Origin of the sequence: Rhizobium oryzihabitans, from assembly GCF_010669145.1 — a bacterium.
Taxonomy (GTDB): Bacteria; Pseudomonadota; Alphaproteobacteria; order Rhizobiales; family Rhizobiaceae; genus Agrobacterium; species Agrobacterium oryzihabitans.
This window is the reverse complement of the sequence record NZ_CP048632.1, coordinates 2879522-2901445: the sequence shown is the minus strand read 5'-3', so window position 1 is coordinate 2901445 and position 21924 is coordinate 2879522. Positions and strand designations below refer to the sequence as shown.

The following is a 21924-nucleotide window of genomic DNA, read 5'->3' as shown; positions in this document are numbered from 1 at the left end:
CTACCAGTAATCGACAATGGCCGCTTCGCCGGAAAGTTCGGCAAGGCGGCGGCGGGTGGCGGGCGTCACGTTTTCCGGCAGGTCCGAGAGATCGAAAAAGCCGCTTTCGGAAATTTCGTGATCCGGCTTTTTCGGCGTGGTCTGGGTAACCTCCAGCCGGTAGAGCGCCACATGATCACGGTTGCTGCCTTCCAGATTGAGGTAGACATGGAAAAGCTCGGGCTTTGAGGCCGCCTCGAGATTGCCTTCCTCGCGGATTTCCTTGTGGAGCGCCATCAGCAGGGTTTCCCCACGCTCCACCCCGCCGCCCGGCAGATACCAGCCTGGCAGATATGTGTGTCGCACAAGAAAAATCCTGCCCCTGTCATCAAAACAGGCCGCACGCACGCCAAGCGTTGCACCCCGGGTGAACAGAAAAACGAAATGAAGCAGACGGATGAGGACGCGTGTGTGGAACGGACGGGCCCGCCGCTTGGTTGTCTCGTCATTCACCCTGGTATCTCCCCTTCGGCAGGCTTTTATTGGACGTGCCGCATATCATAGGTTATCTCTGCCGCCATGTTCAAACTTGCGCATATTTCAGACGTCCATTTGGGGCCACTGCCAAAACTCACTTTCCGGGAACTTGCATCCAAGCGTATCACCGGTTTCGTCAACTGGCACCGCAACCGCCGCAAGCACCTGTTCACAGACACGCTGGAAAAGCTGCTCGACGATCTGGAGACAAAGTCGCCGGATCATCTGGCTATTACCGGCGATCTCGTCAATCTTGCGACCGGCATTGAAATTCGCGCCGCCGCCGACTGGCTGGAAGAAGTGGGCGATCCGGAAAGAACCTCCGTTGTTCCCGGTAACCACGACGCCTATGTTTCCGGCGCGCACGACAAGGCCATGCGGGCCTGGTACCCTTATGTGCGCGGCGATGGCGATCCGGCGGAATGGGACGACGACCGCAAGATCTTTCCCTATATGCGGGTGCGCGGTCCCGTCGCGCTGATCGGCTGCTCAACCTCGATTGCAACGCCGCCCTTTTCGGCCACCGGCTATTTCGGCAACCGGCAGGCGCGCGCAACGGCGGAGCTTTTGAAAAAAGCCGGTGAACAGGGCCTGTTCCGCGTCGTGATGATCCATCATCCACCGATCCGGGGCGCCACTGCCGCCCATAAACGCATGTTCGGCGTTCGCCGCTTTGCCGCTGCTCTCGGCGTCGGCGGCGCGGAACTCGTGCTGCATGGCCACACCCATCTCAACACCGTCTACTGGCTGAACACCCATCACGGGGAAGATCACATCCCGGTTGTCGGCATTTCCTCTGCCAGCCAGGGACCCGGCGGCGAAAAACCGCGCGCGGCCTATAATCTCTTCCACATTTCCGGCGGACCCGGCACCTGGAATGTCGCGTGTGAACGCCATAGCCTCAATGAGACGGGGACGGGTATCGGACTCGAGGATGTGCGGGTGTTTTATGAAAATGGCAGGCCGCTGGGGTTTTCTTTGCCGAAGGAATAAAACGCAGACGTGATGCGGAGGATAGGGCTTACCCCCCTCTGCCCTGCCGGGCATCTCCCCCTCAAGGGGGGAGATCGACCAGAGGCGAGGTTTCGCCCATCTCGACGTTTGAGAGTGAAGCGGGGGTAGTCCATCTTGCTGATCTCCCCCCTTGAGGGGGAGATGCCCGGCAGGGCAGAGGGGGTAAGCCCCACCCTTCAAACCCCGCTTACCTAGCCCGCTCTTCCAGCACCCGATTGGCCGCCGAAACAATCGCCTCCAGCGACGCCGCCACGATGTTCGTATTGACGCCTGCCCCGAACAGCTTGCCGCCCGGATGCTCCATCTCGACATAGGCGATGGCCGATGCATTCGAGCCATGCTGCAGCGAATGTTCGGAATAGTCATTCACCGACAGATCGATCCCGAGATAGACCGACAGCGCGTTGATGAACCCGTCGATCGGACCTGTTCCCTTGCCCTCGATGCGCTTCACCTCGCCATTATCGGTGATTTCGGCAGCCACGATGCGCACGCCCTTGAAATCGCCTGCCGGATAAGTGTGGTGATCGACGAACTTGATGCGCGCATTGGGCTGCGTCACGTAGCGCTCGATAAAGCGCTCATAGATGCGCTTGGCCGGTAGTTCCACGCCCTCTTCATCGGTAATGCGCTGGATCTCCTCGCGGAACTCCACCTGCAGGTTGCGCGGCAGGTTGATGCCGTAATCCTGCTGGAGAATATAGGCGATGCCGCCCTTGCCGGACTGCGAATTGATGCGGATGATCGCCTCGTAGGAACGGCCGACATCCTTCGGATCGATCGGCAGATAGGGCACTTCCCAGACGGGATGATTGGCGACCTTGATCGCCTTCATGCCCTTGTTGATCGCATCCTGATGCGAGCCGGAAAACGCCGTATAGACCAGTTCGCCGACATAAGGGTGACGCTCAGGGATCGTCATCTCGTTGGAATATTCGTAGACCGCCTTGATACGCTCGATATCGCGGCAATCCAGCTCAGGATCGACGCCCTGCGTATACATGTTCAGCGCCAGCGTCACGACGTCGACATTGCCGGTGCGCTCGCCATTGCCGAACAGCGTGCCTTCGACGCGGTCAGCACCGGCCATCAGGCCCAGCTCCGTCGCGGCGATGCCCGTGCCGCGGTCATTATGCGGATGCAGCGAGATGATGACGTTTTCGCGATTGTCGATATTGCGGCACATCCATTCGATCTGGTCGGCATAGATGTTCGGCGTCGCCATTTCCACGGTCGACGGCAGGTTCAGGATCAGCTTGTTGTCCGCCGTCGGCTTCACCACCTCAACCACGGCGTTGCAGATTTCCAGCGCCACTTCCAGCTCGGTGCCGGTAAAGCTCTCAGGCGAATATTCGAAGCGGTAACCACCGCCAGCCTTGGCTGCCATGTCGGTGATCATCTTGGCCGCATCGACGGCGATCTGCTTGATGCCGTGCACATCCTTGCCAAACACCACGCGGCGCTGCAATTCCGAGGTGGAATTGTAGAAGTGGATGATCGGCTTGTTGGCGCCTTCCAGCGCCTCGAAGGTGCGGGTGATCAGTTCCGGGCGGCACTGCACCAGCACCTGCAGGGAAACATCGTCAGGCACATTGCCTTCTTCCACACACCAGCGGGCAAAATCGAAGTCCGTCTGCGAAGCGGACGGAAAACCGATTTCGATTTCCTTGAAGCCCATTTCGAGCAGCAGCTTGAACATGCGGGCCTTGCGGTCGTGACCCATGGGGTTGACCAGCGACTGGTTACCGTCGCGCAGGTCCACCGAACACCAGATCGGCGCCTTGTCGATGGTCTTGCCCGGCCATGTGCGGTCGGGGATATTGATGGTGGGGTAAGGGCGATACTTCACGCTCGCGTCAGCCATGCCCTTGGAAATATTGGTGATCTTGGCGTCCATTTCGCTTCCTCCTTGCGCAGTCCGCGGGCGTCTTTCGCCATCGGCGGATGCGCGGCCCTTCAGGGCCTAAATCCAGTATAAAATGAGATTTCGAGATGAGGAGCGTTAGCGCCAGCGGGCTTTCGGCCGCCGGGCGCTCCTCACTGGACCCGGCAACCGCGTGTAAGGTCGAGGCTAAGAAGCGAGAGTGCACCGCACGGCGAGACCTTCGCAGAAATCTGCGCGCTCATGCCGGAAATGGTTGCGATGCTGTTGCTCATGGCGATGTGTATAAACAGCGTCTGGCGGTCTGACAAGTCACCTTGTGATCGCTCGCTTTATTTTACCTGCCTAACGCTCTCCAGCCTTTCGGCGATCCATTCAGCCATCAGGGATTGACGCGTCGTGCCGAGGCGCGCCGCTTCCGCATCCACTCTCCGCAAAACCTCTTCGGGAAGATCAACATCGACATGCACCAATTCCAGCCCCGGACGGGTGGCCTTGGACCAGTCGACATAGTCATCCAAATCTTCGCCATCATCGAATTTTTTGTCGAAATCTTCAGCGCTTATCGTCTTCATAACGATGCTTCTCCTTGTCTCTGGAACGCCTGACGGAAATGATCCGCAACCGGTCATTTCTGTAGGTATAGACGGCGCTCCAGCACTTTCCTCGCAACTGAGCGATCATAATATACCGTTCTTCCGACGTGGTTTCGAGAAGAACGACAAGTCTTTTCTCGTCCAGCCAAAGCGCTCTTGCCTCGACGAAATCTATCCCATGTTTGTCTTTGTTACTTTCACTTTTGGCAGGATCGAATTCGAAATCCATAAATAATATTTCTTTAAAACAATAAGCTCCCTATCTAACCACGCTTCACCACCCGCTGCAACGCCATCATCAGCCCACCACCGATCAAGCCCCAGAAGGCCCCGGAAACACCGGCGAAGGAAAGGCCGGATGCGGTGATGAGGAAGGTGATCGCCGCTGCCTCACGCGTTTCCGGCTCCCTGAAGGCCGCAACGGCTGAGCCGGAAAAGGCGCCGACCAGCGCAAGCCCGGCCACCGCCTGAATGAGGATGGGCGGCGCAAGCGCCACGAAGGCGGTCACCACGCCCGCCAGGAGGCCGAAGATGATGTAACCGACACCGCCGATGATCGCCGCCCAGTAACGTCGCTTTGGATCAGGATGGGCGTCCTCGCCCGCGCACATCGCCGCCGTGATGGCCGCAAGATTGACCGCATGGCCGCCAAACGGTGCGGAAAGCAGCGAGAAAAAGCCGGTCGAGGCGAAAAGCGGTCCGGGCTGAGGATCGTAGTGATTGACCTTCAGCACCGCGATGCCGGGAATATTCTGCGAAGCCATGGTGACGATGAAGAGCGGCAGCGCGATGGAAACAACCGCGTGGAGACTGAAGACGGGCGTTACCCATTCCATCGGCGGTGTCAGCGATTGCGCCACGCTGTCCAGCGCGCCCGCCGGAATATCGACGCCAAAGATCATCACCAGCACAAAGGCGGCAAGGGCGGCGGGCACCGCGAAAAGCCGCCGGAAGGCTCCCACCACGATCCACGCGAGAATGATCGGCAACCCAAGCATCGGGTTGAAACCGATCGCCTTGATCGGCGCGAAACACAGGCCGATGATGACCCCTGACAGCATGGCATTGGCAAGTGGCGCGGGAATGGAGGCAACCGCCCTTCCGAGCGGCCTGAACAGGCCGGCAATGATGATCAATATCGCGCAGATGATGAACCCACCCACGGCGGCTGGAAAGCCGCCCTCGATCACGCCGGTGGTTGCCAGAAGCGCTGCTCCGGGCGTCGACCATGCAATGCTGATGGGAAGCCGGGTGGCGACGGAAAGAGCGATGGCGCAAACCCCCATCGCGACCGAAAGCGCCATCAGCCCGGAGGCCGCTTCGAAATCCGTCGCTCCGACAGCCTTCAGGCCCTGCAACACGACAGCAAAGGAACTGGCGAAGCCGACAAAGGCGGTCAGGCATCCCATGAACAGGCTCTGGACGGAAAAATCTCTCAGCATAAAAGCACTCTACGGCCTGCTGGCTGTCGCGGAAGACATAAAGCGCTATGCACTGGCGACAGGCAGAAAACGAAACTCAAAACGTGGAGCACGAATCCGAAGATGGCGGCACGTTTTGGATGAAGCATTGATATCATTCAGGATCAAAAAAGAAGCGGCTTGGCAAGATGAGGTGCCAGACTTCAGGTACGGCGGCATGGAAAACGTCATCAAAGTTTAGCGGCAGCACGCTAATCCTCTGGGCAGTCGTCACGACAGGGCATCCGCCACAACAGGGGTCGTCTCCATGTTTCGCATCATCACCATCGCCACTTTCTGTTTCGCTGCCCTTCCGGTAGCAGCGCAAACCCCGCCGGCACCAACCTTTTTGGGGCAGATCGTCGTGCCTTCCGGCCTTTCCATCAATGGCGTCACCTTTGGCGGCATTTCCGATCTGACCTTCGACAGCGAAACCGGTCGCTATCTCGCCATCTCCGATGATCGCGTCGAAAAAGGCCCTGCCCGCTATTACGAGCTGGAACTGGCCGTGACGGAAGGCGTCGTCACGCTGAACATCGCCGCCACGCGCGAGTTGAAGGACGAGACCGGGGCGGCCTTCGCACCGAAGGGTATCGATGCGGAAGGCATCGCGCTCGACCGCAAGGGCGACAAGCTTTACTGGTCCTCGGAACGCGACCTGAAAAACCAGCCGGCAATTTATGTTTCGGACCTCGATGGCGGCAACGTCAAGCGGCTGGAGCTGCCCGATGCCTACCTCGTCAATGACGCGAAGACGAAGGGTGTGCAGAACAATCTCGGCTTCGAGGGGCTGAGCCTCACATCCGGCAAGCTCATCGCCGCCACGGAAAATGCGTTGACCCAGGACGGTCAGAAGGCGACACCGCAGGCCGGCAGCCCGGCGCGTATTCTCGTCATCGACACCGCGACGCTGAAACCCGTCGCCGAACATGTCTATGTCACCGAAGCGATCTCCAAGACCCCGACGGCCGCCGAGCCGAAATATAACGATAACGGCCTCTCCGCCCTTGCCGCCCTGCCGGATGGCCGTTTCGTCGCCGTGGAGCGCAATTTCGCCTCCGGCGTCGGCAACCATATCCGCTTTTTCATAGTCGATCTGTCCGGCGCCGAAAACATCCTCGGCAAGGACAAGATCTACGCCGCAAATATGCGCCCCGTATCAAAAACACCATGGTTCGAAATCAACGAAGGCGATTTCGGTCTCGATGTGGACAATATCGAGAGCCTCGCATTCGGACCGGTGGTGGACGGCAAACAGCTTTTCGTCATTGCCTCTGACGACAATTTCAACCCGGGCAAGCAGTTCACCCAGTTTGCTGCATTCGCAATCCCCGCCAACCTGGGTCAGTGAAACCCGTGAAAAGACAATGCCGGCTCGGGACGACGTCCGGGCCGGCATCGGCAAACGAGGCGATGTGGCAAAGGATGCGCCCTTCACCAGCGCAGAAGGCGTGAACCGGCAAAGGCGCCGATAAGTCCGGTCAGAAGAATGCCCAGCGAATACCAGATCAGCACGAAGGCCATGCCGTTTTCGGTGCAGAACCACGAATAGACCCAGGCTCCGGCCGCACCCGCCGCAATACCCGCGACAAAACCCGCAAGTGCAGGATCAGCGGGAGCGGAGCGCTTGAGAACCGAAAAATTCGCCAGGAAGATGGGAAGCCCGAAAGCGACAATCAGAAACGGGCAATGCAGCGCGGATGACCCCATAATAAGCGCACCATAATTGCCCGGCAGTGCAAACCCCAGCTGGACCAGCGCTATCGCTGCCATCGCAACGAAAATCACCGCAAGCCAAGCGAACAGCCAGCCGCTTTCACCGTCAGGACGGGCAAGGCGTCTGACAGCGACGAAAGCAATTATAGCCAGCAAGGCGTTGTAGGCGGACTTGATCCAGAACCCCACTTCGGTCAGGGCAGCATCCATATCGCCACGCAGCCCGAGAATGAAGAGCATCAGCAGCAGCGAAACGAAGATCGCCGGCACGGCGGCAAGCGCCAGCCTGCGCTCAAGCGCAAAAGCCGGTACGGGCTTCAGATCCCCGCCAGCTGGTCAATGATGTCATCCGTCTTTCTCACGTGTCTCCCCGCAACTTTGCCGCCAGGATTTTCAGTGTCCTGTGAATGCCGACCCTTGCCGCAAGCTCGGTCTGGCCGGATTTTTCCGCCGCTTCGGCGATCGACTGCCCCTCGAGCTTCACCCTGCGAATAAGGTCGCGTTGCCGCTCCGGCAGATCATCGAGCAACCGCTCGACATCCATGCGCGCCGTAACCGCATCGACGGACGATTCCGCCTCAAGCGTGTCATCAAGCTCGACTTCGGTCAGCGCACGCGCGCCCCTGCCTCGATAGTGGTCGATGAGCTTGTAGCGCGCTATCGAAAAGAACCAGGCCGTAAACGGCCTCGCACGATCATAGGTCTCCCTTTTGGCGTGAAGCGACAGCAGAGTTTCCTGGACAAGATCCTCCACATCGCCTCTGGATGCCGACGACATGCGATGGCCGTAATAGGCGATCAGCAGCCTGCGCAAGGCATGAAGCAAATGCCTGTAAGCGCTTTCGTCCCCGTCGAGGGAACGCAGCATCAGCATTTTCAATGTTTCTTCCGAAAGGCTGCCTGTCATCGTCACTATCGGGTTATTCGCAGTCCGCAGGATATTGTTACATAATGGCTTGAAAAAAATCTCGCCCAAATATCACGTCACAAGCGCGTGAAGTCGTAACAATGGGCCGTTCCCGACCGAATGGACAATCGTGAGCCCCGGCACAATGTCGGCGGACATACAACGACGTCCAGAGGAGACCCTTCATGACCCGCATTTTTGCCGCCATCGCCACCGCTTCCATGCTGTCCGCACTGTCTTTCGCAGGCATCGCCCACGCCGACAGCATGAAACCCGATGCGATGAAGAAAGACACGATGCACAGCGACACCATGAAGATGGAGCCGATGAAGAAGGACGGCATGTCCATGGCAAGCAAGAAGGACTGCATGCACAAGGCCGGCATGGAAATGGACAAGATGAAAAAGGCCGACATGATGAAGGCCTGCGACATGATGAAATGACGCATACCGGCCTGCATTGAGCATATTTACAGGCCAGAATGGAAAAAGCCCGCACCGGTTTCCACCGATGCGGGCTTTCTCAATTTAAAACTCGAAAGCTCAAACTTCCGACTGGCTCTCGACAATCTTGCCGACGAGGCCGTAATCCTTGGCCTCTTCCGCGCCCAGCCAGTAATCGCGATCGATATCCTTGGCGATCTTTTCTTCGCTCTGGCCGGTGGCCTTGGAGAAGATCTTGATCAGGCGCTGGTTCATCTTGATGATTTCGCGCGCCTGGATTTCGATGTCGGACGCCATGCCGCGCGTACCGCCGGAGGGTTGGTGCAGCAGGAAGCGGGTGTTCGGCAGGCAAAGACGGCGTTCTTTCGGCACCGATACGTAGATCAGCGCACCGGCGGAAGCGACCCAGCCCGTACCGATGATATAGACCTTCGGCTTGATGAACTTGATCATGTCATGGATGGAATCACCCGATTCGACATGGCCGCCCGGCGAATTGACGTAAACGCGAATGTCATCGTCGCTGGCGGCGGCAAGTGCCACGAGCTGCGTGCAGACCTTCTGCGCCAGTTCCTGCGTGATGCCACCATAGATGAAGATCGAACGCGACTTGAAAAGATTCGCTTCCGTTTCCTTGCCGATCGGCAGTTCCTTGCTCTTGTCGTCTTCGTCTTCGTTCATCAACGGCTCTCTCCAGCGTAATTCGTGCATGCCCTTCGGACATAGTGCGACTTGTTACGTAAGGCAATGAGCAAAAAAGACAAGGTTCGCGCCTGAACAATAAACAGCACCCCCGGCAGATGACGCATGGACAGCCTCTTCGCCTTCGCGATATCGTCACCGCCTCATTGCAGTGCCGCCCGTTGCGGGAACCCCAAGATTCCCATGCCGGCGGCGACAATCTAAAGAGGGAACCATGCTGAAAAGACTAAGCCTCACTGCCGCCGCACTCGGCGTTACCGCCCTGCCCGCCTTCGCCCATTTGAACCCGGAAGAACACGGTTCCTTCATGGCCGGCGTCTCCCACCCCTTTTTCGGCGCGGACCACATTCTGGCGATGGTCGCCGTCGGCATCTGGGCCTCGCAGATCGCCGTGGCACAGGGCGACCGCAAGGCGCTGTGGATCGTGCCATCCGCCTTCGTCGGCACCATGGCCGTGGGCTTCCTGATGGCGGTTTATGGGGTAGGCCTTCCCTTTGTCGAACCCGCAATTCTGGCCTCCGTCATCGGCCTTGGTCTGCTGGTTGCCATGGCGGCAAGGCTTCCCACCGCAGCAGCAGCCGCGGTCGTTGGTGCCTTCGCACTTTTCCATGGCCACGCCCATGGTGGTGAGCTCGGCAGCGCGGGCGCCTGGCAATTCGGCATCGGCTTCATGATCGCCACGGCCCTCCTGCATCTGGCTGGCATCGCACTCGGCCTCGGCATTGCCCGTTTCGGTTCGGTGGCAAGCCGCACCGTCGGCGCGCTGACGGCGATTGCGGGCCTGTCGCTCGCCTTCGGCGGCTGACGATCATTACCGAAATTTAAAATTCAGGCCGCTTTGAAAAGCCGGAATTGAGGCCTACCTCCTTATCGTGGATTTTCGCTTCACGGTAAGGAGGCAGCATATGTCACCGGAAGAAAGCCAGCTTCTCAAGGCCCTGTTCGACAGGACCAGAACCGCATCCGCCACCCCGCGTGACCGCGAGGCGGAAACATTGATCGCAGACGCCGTGCGCGATCAGCCCGCAGCCCCCTATTATCTTGCCCAGGCGGTAATCGTTCAGGAAAAGGGTCTGGAGGCGGCGGCAGCCCATATCAAGCAGCTTGAAGATCGCATCCATGCGCTGGAAAGCGGCAATGCCGCCCGCAGGCGGCCGCACAGGGCGGTTTTCTGAGTTCCATCTTCGGCACCGGCCAGCCGCAGCCGCCTGCACCGACGCCCGCCCCTGCCCCACAGACATCCTGGCGTAACGATACCGCCGGCCAGACAGCCGGCCCCTGGGGATCACCAGCCGGTCAACAGCAACCCGGCGGCCCCTGGAGCCAGCAGCCCGGCGCAGTCGGCCGTTCAGGTGGCGGCTTTTTGCAGGGGGCGCTCGGCACCGCAGCCGGCGTTGCCGGCGGCATGCTGCTTGCCAACTCGCTGAGCGGAATTTTCGGCAGCCACATGTCGTCGCTTGGGCTCGGCTCTCCCTTTGGCGGGAGCAATGCTGCGGGCAATGCCCCGGTCGAGGAAACCGTCATCAATAATTATTATGGCGACGGCGCGAGCCCGCAGAACAACAATGATGACGATATCCAGCAGGCCGACGCTGACGACAGCGCCGACGATGCCGATTTCGATTCAGGCGACGACGGTTCGTTCGCCTGAACCCTAAGCCTTCTGAAAAGCCGGATCAGCCACGGCCGCGATAGGTCGGGACACCCTGATCCGGCAGCCACACGCCCTCGGGCACCGGACCGGTCTGCCAGAAGACGTCGATCGGAATGCCGCCGCGCGGATACCAGTAGGCGCCGATCCGCAGCCATTTCGGCTGCAACAGCTCCACCAGCCGCCTCGCAATATAGACCGAGCAATCCTCGTGGAATGCGCCGTGATTGCGGAAGGATTGCAGGAAAAGCTTCAGCGACTTCGATTCCACCAGAAAATCGCCGGCAATATAGTCGATGACGATATGGGCGAAATCCGGCTGGCCGGTCATCGGGCAAAGCGAGGTGAATTCGGGCGCGGTGAAACGCACCACATAATCGGTGCCGGCATTGCCGTTCGGCACCTTCTCGAGAATGGCCTTTTCCGGGCTCTCGGGCGTATCAACCTTCGTGCCCAGCTGCGACAGGCCGGAAACATCCGTCACGGACATGGAAAACTCCTGCTTATTCAAACAATGACTTTGACGCCATGCGCCTTTTCGCCTTCCGGCTCGACGTGAATGGCAAGGCTTGCGCCCGGTATGACGTCCCTTATGGCATCTTCAAGGCGGTCGCAAATATCATGCGCCGCCCGCACCGTCATCGTTGCGGGGACAACGACGTGAAAATCGATGAAGGCGGCCGAGCCGGCGCGGCGCGTCCTGAGATCATGCACGCCGATGACGCCACCCGAATTCTCGGCGATCGCCTTCTTGATCGCCTCGTCCTCCTCCGGCTCCACGGCCCGGTCCATCAGCCCGCCAAGCGAATGCAGAATGACCTTGGAACCCTGAAACAGAATGTTGATGGCCACGAGAATGGCGAGCAGCGGGTCGAGAATGGCATAACCTGTCAGAAGGGCAAGAACGAGGCCGACAAGAACGCCCGCAGACGTCACGACATCCGACATGATGTGATGACCGTCGGCCGCAAGCGCCGGCGAGGCATATTTTCTGCCGACGCGGATCAGGGTCGTGGCCCAGACGGCGTTGATGACGCCCGCCGTCGCGTTGATGGCGAGACCGAGAACCGGCGCTTCCGGCAGTCTTGGATTGAAAAGGCTGCCCCACGCTTCCTGCACGATCAACAGCGCGGCAACGACGATCAGCACGCCTTCCACGACGGCGGAGATATATTCCGCCTTGTGGTGGCCAAACTGGTGATCGTCGTCAGCAGGCTTCTGCGCGTAGCGAATGACGAAATAGGCAATGAAGGCCGCGACCACATTGACGGTCGATTCCAGACCATCGGACAGCAGCGCCACCGACCCCGTGACCCACCAGGCCACGAGCTTGAGACCCAGCACGCCGAAAGAAAGTGGAATGCCCCAGAATGCGAGCTTCCTTACCAGTGCATTGCCTTCACTGTTCATTTTTGCCCCCGTGCGGATGCGAACGAATTGCAGAACCGACTGCCAAAACGCACGAACCGCGCGCACGGGTTTCCGTGCACGCGGTTCGTTATTTGCGTTTTCTATCGTTCAAACCGCCGCCAAGGTCAAGACCCTGAAAGTCACGTCCAAGACGTCACTTCTCGCTTTTCTGTTCGCAGAAACGGATGCGGTTGCCGAATGGGTCGATGACTTCCATCACATCACCCCATGGCAGTTCTTCCACCCCGGCTTCAGGAAGCGATAGTCTTTTCCAGCCAGTTCCTTCTGAAGGGCGTGAACGCCCTGCATGGTGGCGAAGATGTTGGAACCGGGCGTCGCGTCGCCGTGATGGCCGCTGAGGTGGAGCCCCATTCCAGCCCGGGAAACCTGCATATAGAGCGGAAAGTTCTCACCGAAACGATGTTCCCAGTCCACCTTGAAACCGAGAAAATCGACGTAGAATTCCCGTGCCTTGGCCTCGTCGAAAATCCTGAGGATCGGGAATATCTGCGCAAATCCGATTTCCGGACGGTCTTCGGTGCCCGTTGCGCGCGCATCCGGGGCGTTGTGGTCGTTGCCCATTCTGCATATCCCTTTCCAGGCAGTAGAAACGGTACCGGCCGCAACAGGTGCGGCCGGTACTTATCTCCTTATTCGGCTGCGACGATCTTGCCGTCCTGCCACTTGTAGAGCGAGAAGGCCTGCGACGACAGGTCGCCATTCTCGCCATAGGTGACCTTGCCGATTGCCGTTGCGAAAGCATCGCCGCTCTTCAGAGCCGTGGCGACCGCTTCAGAGTCCTTGGCGCTTCCAGCCTTTTCGATGCCGGCCTTCAGCACTTCGACGGCGGCGTAAGCGTTAAGGGTGAAGGCTTCAGCCGGAATGTTGGCAGCCTTCAGCGCCTCGGCGGCAGCCTTGGAATCGTCGTTCTTCAGGGCGTCCGAAGCATTGGTGAAGATCGTGCCTTCGCCAGCTTTCGAACCGATGTTCCAGAACTCGCTGTTCGAGAGGCCGTCACCGCCGATAACGGCAGCCTTGGCGCCGATATCGTTCAGCTGGCGCACCAGAAGACCGGCTTCCGGGTGGTAGCCGCCAAAATAGACGATGTCGACATTTTCGGATTTCAGACGGGCCGTCAGCGCGCCGAGATCCTTTTCACCGGGCGTCAGGGCATCGTAGAGAACTTCGGTAACGCCACCGGCATTCAGCGTCGTCTTGAAAGCATCCGCCAGGCCCTTGCCGTAAGCGCCCTTGTCGTGAATGATGGCGATCTTCTTGTCCTTGAGGTTGCCAAGAACGTATTTTGCTGCAACTTCTGCCTGCTGGTCGTCACGGCCGCAGGTGCGGAAGACGTTGGCAAGGCCACGGCTCGTCAGGCCCGGCGCGGTCGCCGTCGGCGTGATCATCAGGACGCCGTTTTCAGCAAAGACATCCGATGCCGGAATGGCAACGCCTGACGTCACCGGACCGACGACGAAATGAATGCCTTCGGCGACGAGCTGGTTGGCAGCGGAAACGCCCTGCTTCGGCTCACCGCCGTCATCGGCAAGCTTCAGGACGACCTGTTCTCCGAGAATGCCGCCCTTCTTGTTGATTTCATTGACTGCCGTCTGAGCGCCGTTCTTAACCTGGTCGCCATAGGCAGCGACAGGACCGGTAAGAGGCGCAATCAGGCCGATGACGATTTCGGCATGGGCAAGTGGTGCGAATGCGAAGGACGCTGCGAGCGTCACGCTGGTCAATGTCTTCAGTTTCATCCTGGTGTCTCCTTGGATAGGGGGTCTCAGCCCCGATGAGCGCCTTGGGCGTCGACCGAGTGAAACTATCGGACGCCTCCCGGCGAAAACCCGTTCCATGTTTGAATTCCGAGCCTTCAACTCAACTCATACGGAAGGTTTGATGATTTATGCAAGTCACCTTTGCTGGATAAGGTCTATTCCCGGTAAATCAATCGCGAAGCCGGCCATGATCGCGTCGTTTGAACGGCGGATCGCCATAGCGTAAATGCGTTGCGTTTGGCCGCCGCTGGGAGATAATACGCCATGATCGCAGCAGACGACGAATTTCTGACGGGCCTGCCCGTCTTCCGGCATTTTGAAGATGTGGCCGACCCGGCGCATTATCGCGCCCTGCCGCCGGGATGGGCGCTGGCGATTGCCGACATCATCGATTCGACGTCGGCGATCAGCACCGGCAGATACAAGGCCGTCAACATGGCGGGCGCGGCCGTCATTTCAAGCATCTCCAACAGTCTTGGGCGCCATGACCTGCCCTTCGTCTTCGGCGGCGATGGCGCCGCCGTTGCGGTGCCGCCGGATGGGCTCCCGGTCGCAGGCGCCGCGCTTTCCAATGTGCAGCGCTGGGTGAAGGATGACCTCAGCCTTGCAATGCGGGTAGCGCTGGTTCCGATAGAGGACATCCGCAAGAACGGCTTCGATATTCGCGTCGCCCGCTTCCAGGCAAGCGAGGACGTCTCCTATGCGATGTTTTCGGGCGGCGGCAACAGCTGGGCGGAAGCGCGGATGAAGGAAGGGCAATACACCCTGCCCGCCGCTGCCGCGGGCGGGCGGCCGGACCTGACCGGCCTTTCCTGCCGTTGGAACCCCATTCCTGCGACCCATGGCAAGGTGGTGTCGGTCATTGCCGTGCCGGGCCCCTCACGGGATATGCCTGCATTCCGCCAACTCGTCATCGATCTTGTCGATCTGGCTGAACAGGATGCAAGACATGGCCATCCCGTGCCGGAGGATGGGCCGAAACTCGGCTTCGTGCGGGAAGGGCTCGGTCTCGAAGCCCGGGCAGGTGCGGCTTATCACGATAGCTGGGGCAAGATGCGCCGTTCTCTCCGCATCCTCGGCGAAAGCTTTCTCGTCAATCTCCTCGGCTTGACGGGATTGTCGCTCGGGCGTTTCAACGCGGATCGCTACAGGCGCTCTGTGGCCAGCAACACCGATTTCAGGAAATTCGATGACGGCCTGAAGATGACGGTGGATATAGACGTCACCCGGCTCGAAAAAATCCGCGCGCGGCTGGAATTGGGCCGCCTCTCCGGAACCTGTTATTTTGGCTTGCACGAGCAGGACGCCGCATTGATGACATGCATCGTGCCCTCCCCGCTGTCGAAGGACCACATGCATTTCGTGGACGGCGCGGACGGCGGTTATGCCGCAGCGGCGAGCCGGCTCAAGCAGCAGATGCTGGCCGCCTCACAACCCTGAAGACAGCGCCGGTCGAAGGCCCCATCTCTTTGTCGTATATCGGATCAGCTTTCCCGGCCCAATGCGGACGGTGGGCCAGAAAACGAAAAACCGGCGTCGTGCGCCGGTTTCAACGGATTGAGGCCGCCGGGCCTTGAAATATGGCCGTGGGATCAGGCGGCGGTTTTGCTGCTCTTCTGCGCCTGGCAATAAATTTCCTCGAGGGAAGCGAGGATCTTTTTGACGGATTCGGAATTGCTGGAATAATAGATGGTCTGCGCATCCCGTCGTGTCTTCACCAGCCGCTGCGCACGCAATTTCGAAAGATGCTGCGAGAGAGCGGACTGGCTGAGACCAACCTGTGAGGCGAGAACACCGACCGGCACTTCCGTATCCACCAGCGTACATAAGATCATCAGGCGCTTGGGATTCGCCATCGCTGAGAGCAAGTCTGCAGCGGCGATGCTATGTTCCGACAGAGATTGGTTATCCATACGCTCAAGTCTCCTGATGACAGTCAAAAAGACGGTCATGGTGGCTATTATAGGTGTTCCAAAAGGTGTTTTTATAATTCGGTGGATACGTTGTATATACCTAAATCTTGCTTATATCGTGTCCCTTTCAAAGACTATTCTTCACTGGTTATTTACTTAAGACACTGTGACCAAATTATCAGCTTTTTGCCTGTTTTTTGTCAATCCAGCAATAAAGATATGTATTAGCGGCAGTATTTATAAGCAACAAACGATCAAAAGTTGAGCGTCGAAATCTTGATTCCCAATGCCGGATTTTAGGGCCGCAATCTTTTACCACCTTAAATTTAGCAGCGAGCAACAGAATCTAGCACTACTTTGGCAGATTCGTGCAAGCCTGGTTTGAGATGATTTGCGCTCTCACTTTTGGGGCGCGATATGGCGGATTGGAATACGGAGCTTTCAGCATTTTTGCAGCCGTTTCTGGAGAAGCTTGGACACAAGAAACGGCGACAGATGTGTCCACTTTATGTGTCGGGGCTTATCGGCCCCGGAGACCGCAAAAGTATTGAGCCGATGGCGGAACGGTTCGCTCCAGGCCAGTATGACCGCCTCCACCATTTCATTTCCGACGGCCTTTGGGATGCTGTTCCTCTTGAGGCCGAGCTCGCGCTGCAGGCGGACAGGATCGTTGGCGCATCCGATGCGTTTCTGGTGATTGATGACACCGGCCTGCCGAAGAAGGGTGATCATTCGGTCGGAGTCGCGCCGCAATACGCCTCGATGCTGGGCAAGAGAGCAAATTGCCAGACGCTGGTGTCGGTGACGCTTGCGCGAGAAGAGGTGCCGGTCCCGGTTGGCCTGCGTCTGTTCCTGCCGGATAGCTGGATCGGTGATCAGGAGCGCATGGCGAAGGCTGGGGTCCCAGACGACATGCGGACCTCTCGCACGAAGCCGGAGATTGCTCTTGCCGAGATCGATCGGTTGATCGTGACCGGTGTCCGGTTTGGCACAGTGCTGGCTGACGCAGGTTACGGCCTGTCGGCTGCGTTCCGAAAGGGCTTGAGTGAACGTGGCCTCACCTGGGCGGTCGGTATCCCCAAGCATCAGAAGGTTTATCCCGATGATGTCGGATTGATCTTTCCCGTCTCCGGTCATGGCCGTCCTCGCAAGCATTCGATCCCCGACACCCTTTCGGTTGCCGCCGAAACGATGTTGGCATCTGCAAGCTGGAAGAAGGTCAGTTGGCGCCGCGGCACAAAAGGTCGCCTGACCGCACGGTTTGCAGCATTGCGCATCCGGATCGCCGATGGCACGCCGCAGCGCATCTATGACAAGGGACAGCAGCACATGCCGGGCGAAGCGGCCTGGCTAGTTGGCGAATGGCGATCAAACGACGAGCGCAAATACTACCTGTCCAACCTGCCCGTCGATGCGACATTGAAAGTGCTGGCGGCCGCGATCAAGGCGAGATGGGTCTGCGAACAGGCACATCAGCAGATGAAAGAGGAGCTCGGTCTCGATCACTTCGAGGGCCGATCGTGGCAAGGCCTACATCGGCACGCTCTGATGACGATGATCGCTTATGCTTTTCTCCAGCACCAGAGATTGCAAACTGCAAAGTGGGAAAAAAAAGAAGCAAAGAGTTCGCCGAGGGCCGCCTGAACCGACCTTGCCAGCCGTCCGTCGAGCCGTGATCAATGCGCTTGCTATACCGACAGCACAGATCCGATGTCCGCACTGTCAACAGCACTTTCAAAGCAAAAATTCAATTCTGCCAAAGTAGTGCTAGATTAACTTTGCGCAATTTTCTCTAAGTTTGCAATATGATTTTTATTAGTAATTATTTTCATGCATAACTTATGATATCAAAAATATTCTTTGCTACCGTAGGAAGGTATAGCTTTTTACGGCAAGAAACACCTGAAACATAAAAAGGGCCCTCCATGCCGGAAGGCCCTTTCTCATTCCCAGACGGATACAATATTATTTTTTACGGTGGCGCGTCAGGCCGGCTACAACTTCATCCGCTGAAATCGTGCCGACGATCGCGCCATTGTCGACGACGCCGATCGCACCGGAATGTTTCGCCAGCGCATCGAGGATGTCGATCAGCGGTGATGACGGGCGGGCGGTGGCGGCCACATTCAGGCGGCCGTTCCGCTCATCCACACCCGGCTTCATCACGTCGGCGGCGGTCAGCATCGAGATCGGGTTCATGTTCTGCACGAAATCCGCGACATATTGCGTGGCCGGCTGCTTGACGATCTGCTGCGGTGTGCCGCACTGGATGATGTGCCCGCCTTCCATCATGGCGATGCGGTTGCCGATGCGGAAGGCCTCGTCCAGATCGTGGCTGACGAAGAGGATGGTCTTCTTCAGCCGGCTTTGAAATTCCAGAAGCTCGTCCTGCAGGCGGCTTCGGATGAGCGGGTCGAGCGCCGAGAACGGTTCGTCCATCAGGAGAATGGGCGCGCCGGTGGCAAAGGCCCGCGCCAGCCCCACGCGCTGCTGCATGCCGCCCGAAAGCTCACCCACCTTCCGGTCGGCCCAGGCGGACAGGTTCACCAGTTCCAGCTGCTCGGCCACCATGCGCTTGCGCTCGGCTTCCGGCACGCCGGAAAGCTCAAGCCCGAAACCGACATTGTCGGCAACGTTGCGCCAGGGCAGAAGGCCGAATTGCTGGAACACCATGGACACCGTGTGCATGCGCAGGTCGCGCAGCGCTTTTGCGGTCGAGCGATAGGGGTCGACATAGCCGGACTTGGTCTTCACGCCGACATTGCCGCGCACCACGGGTGCAAGACCGTTGACGGCCCTGAGCAGCGTCGATTTGCCGGAACCGGAAAGCCCCATGAGCACGAGGATTTCGCCCTCCTTCACCGAGAGCGAGGCATTGGCGACGCCGAGAACCAGCCCGGTCTCGGTGTTGATCTCGTCACGCGTGCTGCCCCGGTCGATCATGGGCAGCGCCGCATCGGGCCGGTCACCAAAGACGATATCGACATTTCCGAAGATGATGGCGTCGCTCATAGGTCATCCTCCGCGCCGGGCAGGCGGAACAGCCGGTCGAGAACGATCGCCAGTATGACGATGCACAACCCGGCTTCGAAGCCCATGGCAATGTTGACGGTGTTCAATGCACGCACCACCGGCACGCCAAGGCCATTGGCGCCGACGAGGGCGGAAATGACCACCATCGACAGCGACAGCATGATCGTCTGGGTAAGACCCGCCATGATCTGTGGCGCGGCGAAGGGAAGCTCCACTTTACGCAGCACCTGCGATGGTGTCGCGCCAAAGGCAACGGCCGCTTCCACCAGTGCCGGCGGCGTCGAGACGATGCCAAGACGGGTAAGGCGCACGGGTGCCGGTATGGCGAAGATAACGGTGGCGATCAGCCCCGGAACCATGCCGAGACCGAAAAGCACCAGCGCCGGGATGAGATAGACGAAGGTCGGAATGGTTTGCATCAGGTCCAGTACCGGGCGCATGCCGGCATAAATCCACTTGCGCCGCGCCGCCAATATGCCGAGCGGTATGCCGATGATCATGCACACGGCGCTCGCGGCAATGACCAGCGCCAGCGTTTCCGTCGTCGCTTTCCAGTAGCCGAGATTGATGATGAGCAGAAGGCCGAGCGCCGTGAAGACAGGCATGCCGACCGAGCGGCGCGTCCAGGCCGAAAGAGCCGTCAGGATCGCGACAATGACGAGCGGATGCGGCGCCTGCAAAACAAAAAGCAGGGCATTGATGACGCTTTGGAAAATGAAAGAAAGCCAATCGAAGAAAAAAGCGAGATTGCCGGTCAGCCAGTCAATGGCCTCCTTGGCATATCGGCCGACGGGCAGGCGGTTTTCAGGAGCGCTGAGCCATTCCACGGTAGGAAAATACCTTTCGTCAAACAAATGCAGAAACGACGGCCGGCAGCGTGGCTGCCGGGCGCGGTGCTGGCGCGTGACCTGCGATGCGACAAATTCGCCGGCTGAGATCACGCATGGGCATCGTTATTTCCAGCTGCAGTCCGGCCTGTCGCACAGGCCGGACGCAGTCATGCATAGTCTTGCGGCTTAAAGGCCCAGGGCCTTCTTGACGGCGGGCAAGGCATCAGCGCTGCCGTCCTTGGTCTTGACATTGGCGAGCCACGGCTCGATCGCGGCCGGATTTGCCTTCAGCCAGGCGGTTGCGGCAGCTTCGCCTTCCAGACCGTCATTCAGGATCTTGCCCATGATTTCGTTTTCCATGGGCAGGGAAAATTGCAGGTTTTTGAGAAGAACGCCGACATTCGGGCATTCCTCGACATAACCCTTGCGGACATTGGTGTAGATCGTCGCGCCGCCGAGATTGGGACCGAAGACTTCGTCGCCGCCGGTCAGATAGGTCAGCTTGAAATTCGCATTCATGGGATGCGGCTCCCAGCCGAGGAAGACGATAGGCTCCCCGGATTTTTCCGCACGCGCGACCTGCGACAGCATGCCCTGCTCGGACGATTCGACCACTTCGAAGGCCTTCAGCCCGAACGTGTCCTTGGCCACCATGTCGAGGATCAGGCGGTTGCCGTCATTGCCGGGCTCGATGCCATAGATCTTGCCGCCGAGATCGCCGCTATGGGCTGCGATGTCCTTGAAATCCTTGATGCCGAGTTCGGCGCCCTTGGCATTGGTCGCAAGCGTATATTTCGCACCCGTCAGGTTTTCACGCAGCGTCTCGACCGACTTGTCCGCACGATAAGGCGCGATATCGCCTTCCATGGTCGGCATCCAGTTGCCGAGGAAGACGTCGATATCCTTGTTCTTCAGCGATGTGTAGGTGACGGGCACCGAGAGAAGTTTGACGTCGGTTTCATAGCCCAGGCTTTTCAGGAGCACCGTGGCGGTTGCCGTCGTGGCGGTGATGTCGGTCCAGCCCACATCGGAGAAACGCACCGTGCCGCAACTTGCCGGCTCCGCGGCACCGGCCGCGCTGAACGTCATGACGGAGATTGCTGCGGCCAAAGCCAGACAGCGACTTCTATTTGCAAACATTCGCTTGCTCCCTGTTTTTTCGTTCCCTTGCCATTATCAATATCTGCCGGACACAATCAACTCGCGTGCATTTGCGTGCTTTGGCGCACCGTTTGCGACACAACGGTGAAAATAGGCGGTTTCAGCCGTGCAGCGCCGGAAATGACGGGTTGCGGAAATCTGTGTTTTTCCTGCTCCGGCACTTTTCAACCCGCTTCTTCGCCGTCAAAAGACGCACAATGCAGCATCCGCTCATAGACCGGAATCGATTCCGTGAGGCGCGATGTGCCGATTCAATAGGTTGGAGCATTGCTGCAAGGCGTCGAAAAGACGCGAAAGCGCTCCGGGAGTGGATAATGGCAAAACTCTATTTCAATTATGCGGCGATGAACGCCGGCAAATCGACCATGCTGCTGCAGGCTTCCTACAATTATCAGGAGCGCGGCATGCGCACGCTGATTTTCACGGCCGCCTTCGATGACCGGGCCGGCGTTGGCCGGGTCGCCTCGCGCATCGGCCTGTCTTCCGACGCGCGAACCTTTGATGACACCACCGATATTTTCGCCGAAGTATCGTCCCTGCACGCCGAAGCGCCGGTCGCCTGTGTTTTTGTCGATGAAGCCAACTTCCTGTCCGAACACCATGTCTGGCAGCTTGCCGGAATTGCCGACCGGTTGAACATTCCGGTCATGACCTACGGCCTGCGAACGGATTTTCAGGGCAAGCTCTTCCCGGCCTCCAGGGAACTGCTCGCCATCGCCGACGAGCTTCGCGAAATCCGCACCATCTGCCATTGCGGCCGCAAGGCGACGATGGTCGCCCGTTTCGACAACCAGGGCAATGTCGTCAGGGAAGGCGCGCAGATCGATGTCGGCGGCAATGAAAAATATGTGTCCTTCTGCCGCCGCCACTGGGTGGAAACCGTCAAGGGCGAATAGAGTATTTCCAGGAAGC

22 protein-coding genes and 3 pseudogenes are annotated in these 21924 nt (G+C 58.8%); 9 read left to right on the top strand and 16 right to left on the bottom strand.

Annotated elements, in window-relative coordinates:
• Positions 1-492: an NUDIX domain-containing protein gene (locus G3A56_RS14635; protein WP_082182736.1), complete on the bottom strand. Its 492-nt coding sequence runs from the start codon at positions 490-492 to the stop codon at positions 1-3.
• 66 nt (positions 493-558) lie between these two features.
• Here G3A56_RS14635 and G3A56_RS14630 point away from each other — a divergent pair, with 66 nt between their 5' ends.
• A complete protein-coding gene (locus tag G3A56_RS14630) occupies positions 559-1509 on the top strand; it encodes a metallophosphoesterase family protein (RefSeq protein WP_082182737.1) in 951 nt (316 codons plus the stop codon).
• Between the two features lie 208 nt (positions 1510-1717).
• Here G3A56_RS14630 and leuA read toward each other — a convergent pair whose 3' ends face one another.
• The 4 genes from leuA to G3A56_RS14610 all read right to left on the bottom strand — a co-directional run bounded on the left by leuA (position 1718) and on the right by G3A56_RS14610 (position 5450).
• Entirely contained in the window at positions 1718-3427 is a 1710-nt protein-coding gene (gene leuA / locus G3A56_RS14625; protein WP_164056481.1) for a 2-isopropylmalate synthase, read from the bottom strand.
• 317 nt (positions 3428-3744) lie between these two features.
• A complete protein-coding gene (gene brnA / locus G3A56_RS14620; protein ID WP_003494559.1) occupies positions 3745-3987 on the bottom strand; it encodes a type II toxin-antitoxin system BrnA family antitoxin in 243 nt (80 codons plus the stop codon).
• Positions 3968-4237, bottom strand: a complete 270-nt coding sequence (locus G3A56_RS14615) for a BrnT family toxin (protein WP_082182739.1) — start codon at positions 4235-4237, stop codon at positions 3968-3970. The genes brnA and G3A56_RS14615 overlap by 20 nt, the downstream gene beginning before the upstream one ends.
• Positions 4238-4271: 34 nt before the next feature.
• Positions 4272-5450, bottom strand: a complete 1179-nt coding sequence (locus G3A56_RS14610; protein ID WP_082182740.1) for a benzoate/H(+) symporter BenE family transporter — start codon at positions 5448-5450, stop codon at positions 4272-4274.
• Here G3A56_RS14610 and G3A56_RS14605 point away from each other — a divergent pair.
• Together G3A56_RS14605 and G3A56_RS14600 are read left to right on the top strand one after the other, a co-directional pair.
• Entirely contained in the window at positions 5416-5670 is a 255-nt protein-coding gene (locus G3A56_RS14605; protein WP_164055984.1) for a hypothetical protein, read from the top strand. The genes G3A56_RS14610 and G3A56_RS14605 overlap by 35 nt on opposite strands.
• Before the next feature lie 66 nt (positions 5671-5736).
• Positions 5737-6819, top strand: coding sequence for an esterase-like activity of phytase family protein (locus G3A56_RS14600; protein WP_082182741.1), 1083 nt, complete (start codon positions 5737-5739; stop codon positions 6817-6819).
• A gap of 83 nt (positions 6820-6902) precedes the next feature.
• Here the strand turns inward: G3A56_RS14600 and G3A56_RS14595 are convergent.
• A pseudogene (locus G3A56_RS14595) lies at positions 6903-7546 on the bottom strand (NrsF family protein).
• Positions 7543-8091, bottom strand: a complete 549-nt coding sequence (locus G3A56_RS14590) for a sigma-70 family RNA polymerase sigma factor (RefSeq protein WP_080600263.1) — start codon at positions 8089-8091, stop codon at positions 7543-7545. The pseudogene G3A56_RS14595 and the gene G3A56_RS14590 overlap by 4 nt, the downstream one beginning before the upstream one ends.
• A 185-nt stretch (positions 8092-8276) precedes the next feature.
• Between G3A56_RS14590 and G3A56_RS14585 the strand changes: the two genes are divergently transcribed.
• Positions 8277-8534, top strand: a complete 258-nt coding sequence (locus G3A56_RS14585; RefSeq protein ID WP_003494546.1) for a pentapeptide MXKDX repeat protein — start codon at positions 8277-8279, stop codon at positions 8532-8534.
• Between the two features lie 99 nt (positions 8535-8633).
• Here G3A56_RS14585 and G3A56_RS14580 read toward each other — a convergent pair whose 3' ends face one another.
• Positions 8634-9215, bottom strand: a complete 582-nt coding sequence (locus G3A56_RS14580) for an ATP-dependent Clp protease proteolytic subunit (protein WP_035242113.1) — start codon at positions 9213-9215, stop codon at positions 8634-8636.
• A 235-nt stretch (positions 9216-9450) separates the two neighbouring features.
• On the opposite strand from G3A56_RS14580, the gene G3A56_RS14575 reads away from it, so the two are divergent.
• Together G3A56_RS14575 and G3A56_RS14570 are read left to right on the top strand one after the other, a co-directional pair.
• Positions 9451-10041 carry a HupE/UreJ family protein gene (locus G3A56_RS14575; RefSeq protein ID WP_082182743.1) on the top strand — a complete coding sequence of 197 codons (591 nt, stop codon included), beginning with the start codon at positions 9451-9453 and terminating at the stop codon, positions 10039-10041.
• A 100-nt stretch (positions 10042-10141) separates the two neighbouring features.
• Positions 10142-10887 (top strand): annotated as a pseudogene (locus G3A56_RS14570) (DUF2076 domain-containing protein).
• A 25-nt stretch (positions 10888-10912) separates the two neighbouring features.
• Here the strand turns inward: G3A56_RS14570 and queF are convergent.
• The 4 genes and pseudogenes from queF to G3A56_RS14550 all read right to left on the bottom strand — a co-directional run bounded on the left by queF (position 10913) and on the right by G3A56_RS14550 (position 14054).
• Positions 10913-11377: a preQ(1) synthase gene (gene queF, locus G3A56_RS14565; protein ID WP_003494539.1), complete on the bottom strand. Its 465-nt coding sequence runs from the start codon at positions 11375-11377 to the stop codon at positions 10913-10915.
• Positions 11378-11394: 17 nt separating this feature from the next.
• Positions 11395-12297 (bottom strand): cation diffusion facilitator family transporter, encoded by a 903-nt coding sequence (locus G3A56_RS14560; RefSeq protein ID WP_082182745.1) that lies wholly within the window; start codon positions 12295-12297, stop codon positions 11395-11397.
• Between the two features lie 154 nt (positions 12298-12451).
• Positions 12452-12879: pseudogene (locus tag G3A56_RS14555) on the bottom strand (glyoxalase superfamily protein).
• Between the two features lie 68 nt (positions 12880-12947).
• Positions 12948-14054: a branched-chain amino acid ABC transporter substrate-binding protein gene (locus tag G3A56_RS14550; protein ID WP_003494532.1), complete on the bottom strand. Its 1107-nt coding sequence runs from the start codon at positions 14052-14054 to the stop codon at positions 12948-12950.
• A 285-nt stretch (positions 14055-14339) separates the two neighbouring features.
• Between G3A56_RS14550 and G3A56_RS14545 the strand changes: the two genes are divergently transcribed.
• Positions 14340-15515 carry a DUF3095 domain-containing protein gene (locus G3A56_RS14545; RefSeq protein WP_082182747.1) on the top strand — a complete coding sequence of 392 codons (1176 nt, stop codon included), beginning with the start codon at positions 14340-14342 and terminating at the stop codon, positions 15513-15515.
• A 152-nt stretch (positions 15516-15667) separates the two neighbouring features.
• Here G3A56_RS14545 and G3A56_RS14540 read toward each other — a convergent pair whose 3' ends face one another.
• Positions 15668-15988 (bottom strand): ArsR/SmtB family transcription factor, encoded by a 321-nt coding sequence (locus tag G3A56_RS14540; RefSeq protein ID WP_003524068.1) that lies wholly within the window; start codon positions 15986-15988, stop codon positions 15668-15670.
• Positions 15989-16405: 417 nt separating this feature from the next.
• Between G3A56_RS14540 and G3A56_RS14535 the strand changes: the two genes are divergently transcribed.
• The gene (locus G3A56_RS14535) at positions 16406-17632 is read left to right on the top strand and encodes an IS701 family transposase (RefSeq protein ID WP_142174431.1); all 1227 of its coding nucleotides are present in this window, start codon (positions 16406-16408) and stop codon (positions 17630-17632) included.
• 321 nt (positions 17633-17953) lie between these two features.
• Here the strand turns inward: G3A56_RS14535 and choV are convergent, their stop codons facing one another.
• The 3 genes from choV to G3A56_RS14520 all read right to left on the bottom strand — a co-directional run bounded on the left by choV (position 17954) and on the right by G3A56_RS14520 (position 20940).
• Complete coding sequence (choV, locus tag G3A56_RS14530; protein ID WP_003494526.1) at positions 17954-19000, bottom strand: choline ABC transporter ATP-binding protein; 1047 nt, start codon at positions 18998-19000, stop codon at positions 17954-17956.
• Positions 18997-19848 carry a choline ABC transporter permease subunit gene (gene choW / locus G3A56_RS14525; protein WP_003494524.1) on the bottom strand — a complete coding sequence of 284 codons (852 nt, stop codon included), beginning with the start codon at positions 19846-19848 and terminating at the stop codon, positions 18997-18999. Before choW ends, choV begins: the two co-directional genes overlap by 4 nt.
• 189 nt (positions 19849-20037) lie before the next feature.
• Positions 20038-20940: a choline ABC transporter substrate-binding protein gene (locus G3A56_RS14520; RefSeq protein ID WP_409528147.1), complete on the bottom strand. Its 903-nt coding sequence runs from the start codon at positions 20938-20940 to the stop codon at positions 20038-20040.
• Between the two features lie 386 nt (positions 20941-21326).
• Here G3A56_RS14520 and G3A56_RS14515 point away from each other — a divergent pair, with 386 nt between their 5' ends.
• Entirely contained in the window at positions 21327-21908 is a 582-nt protein-coding gene (locus G3A56_RS14515; RefSeq protein WP_082182749.1) for a thymidine kinase, read from the top strand.
• The last annotated feature ends 16 nt before the right edge of the window (positions 21909-21924 follow it).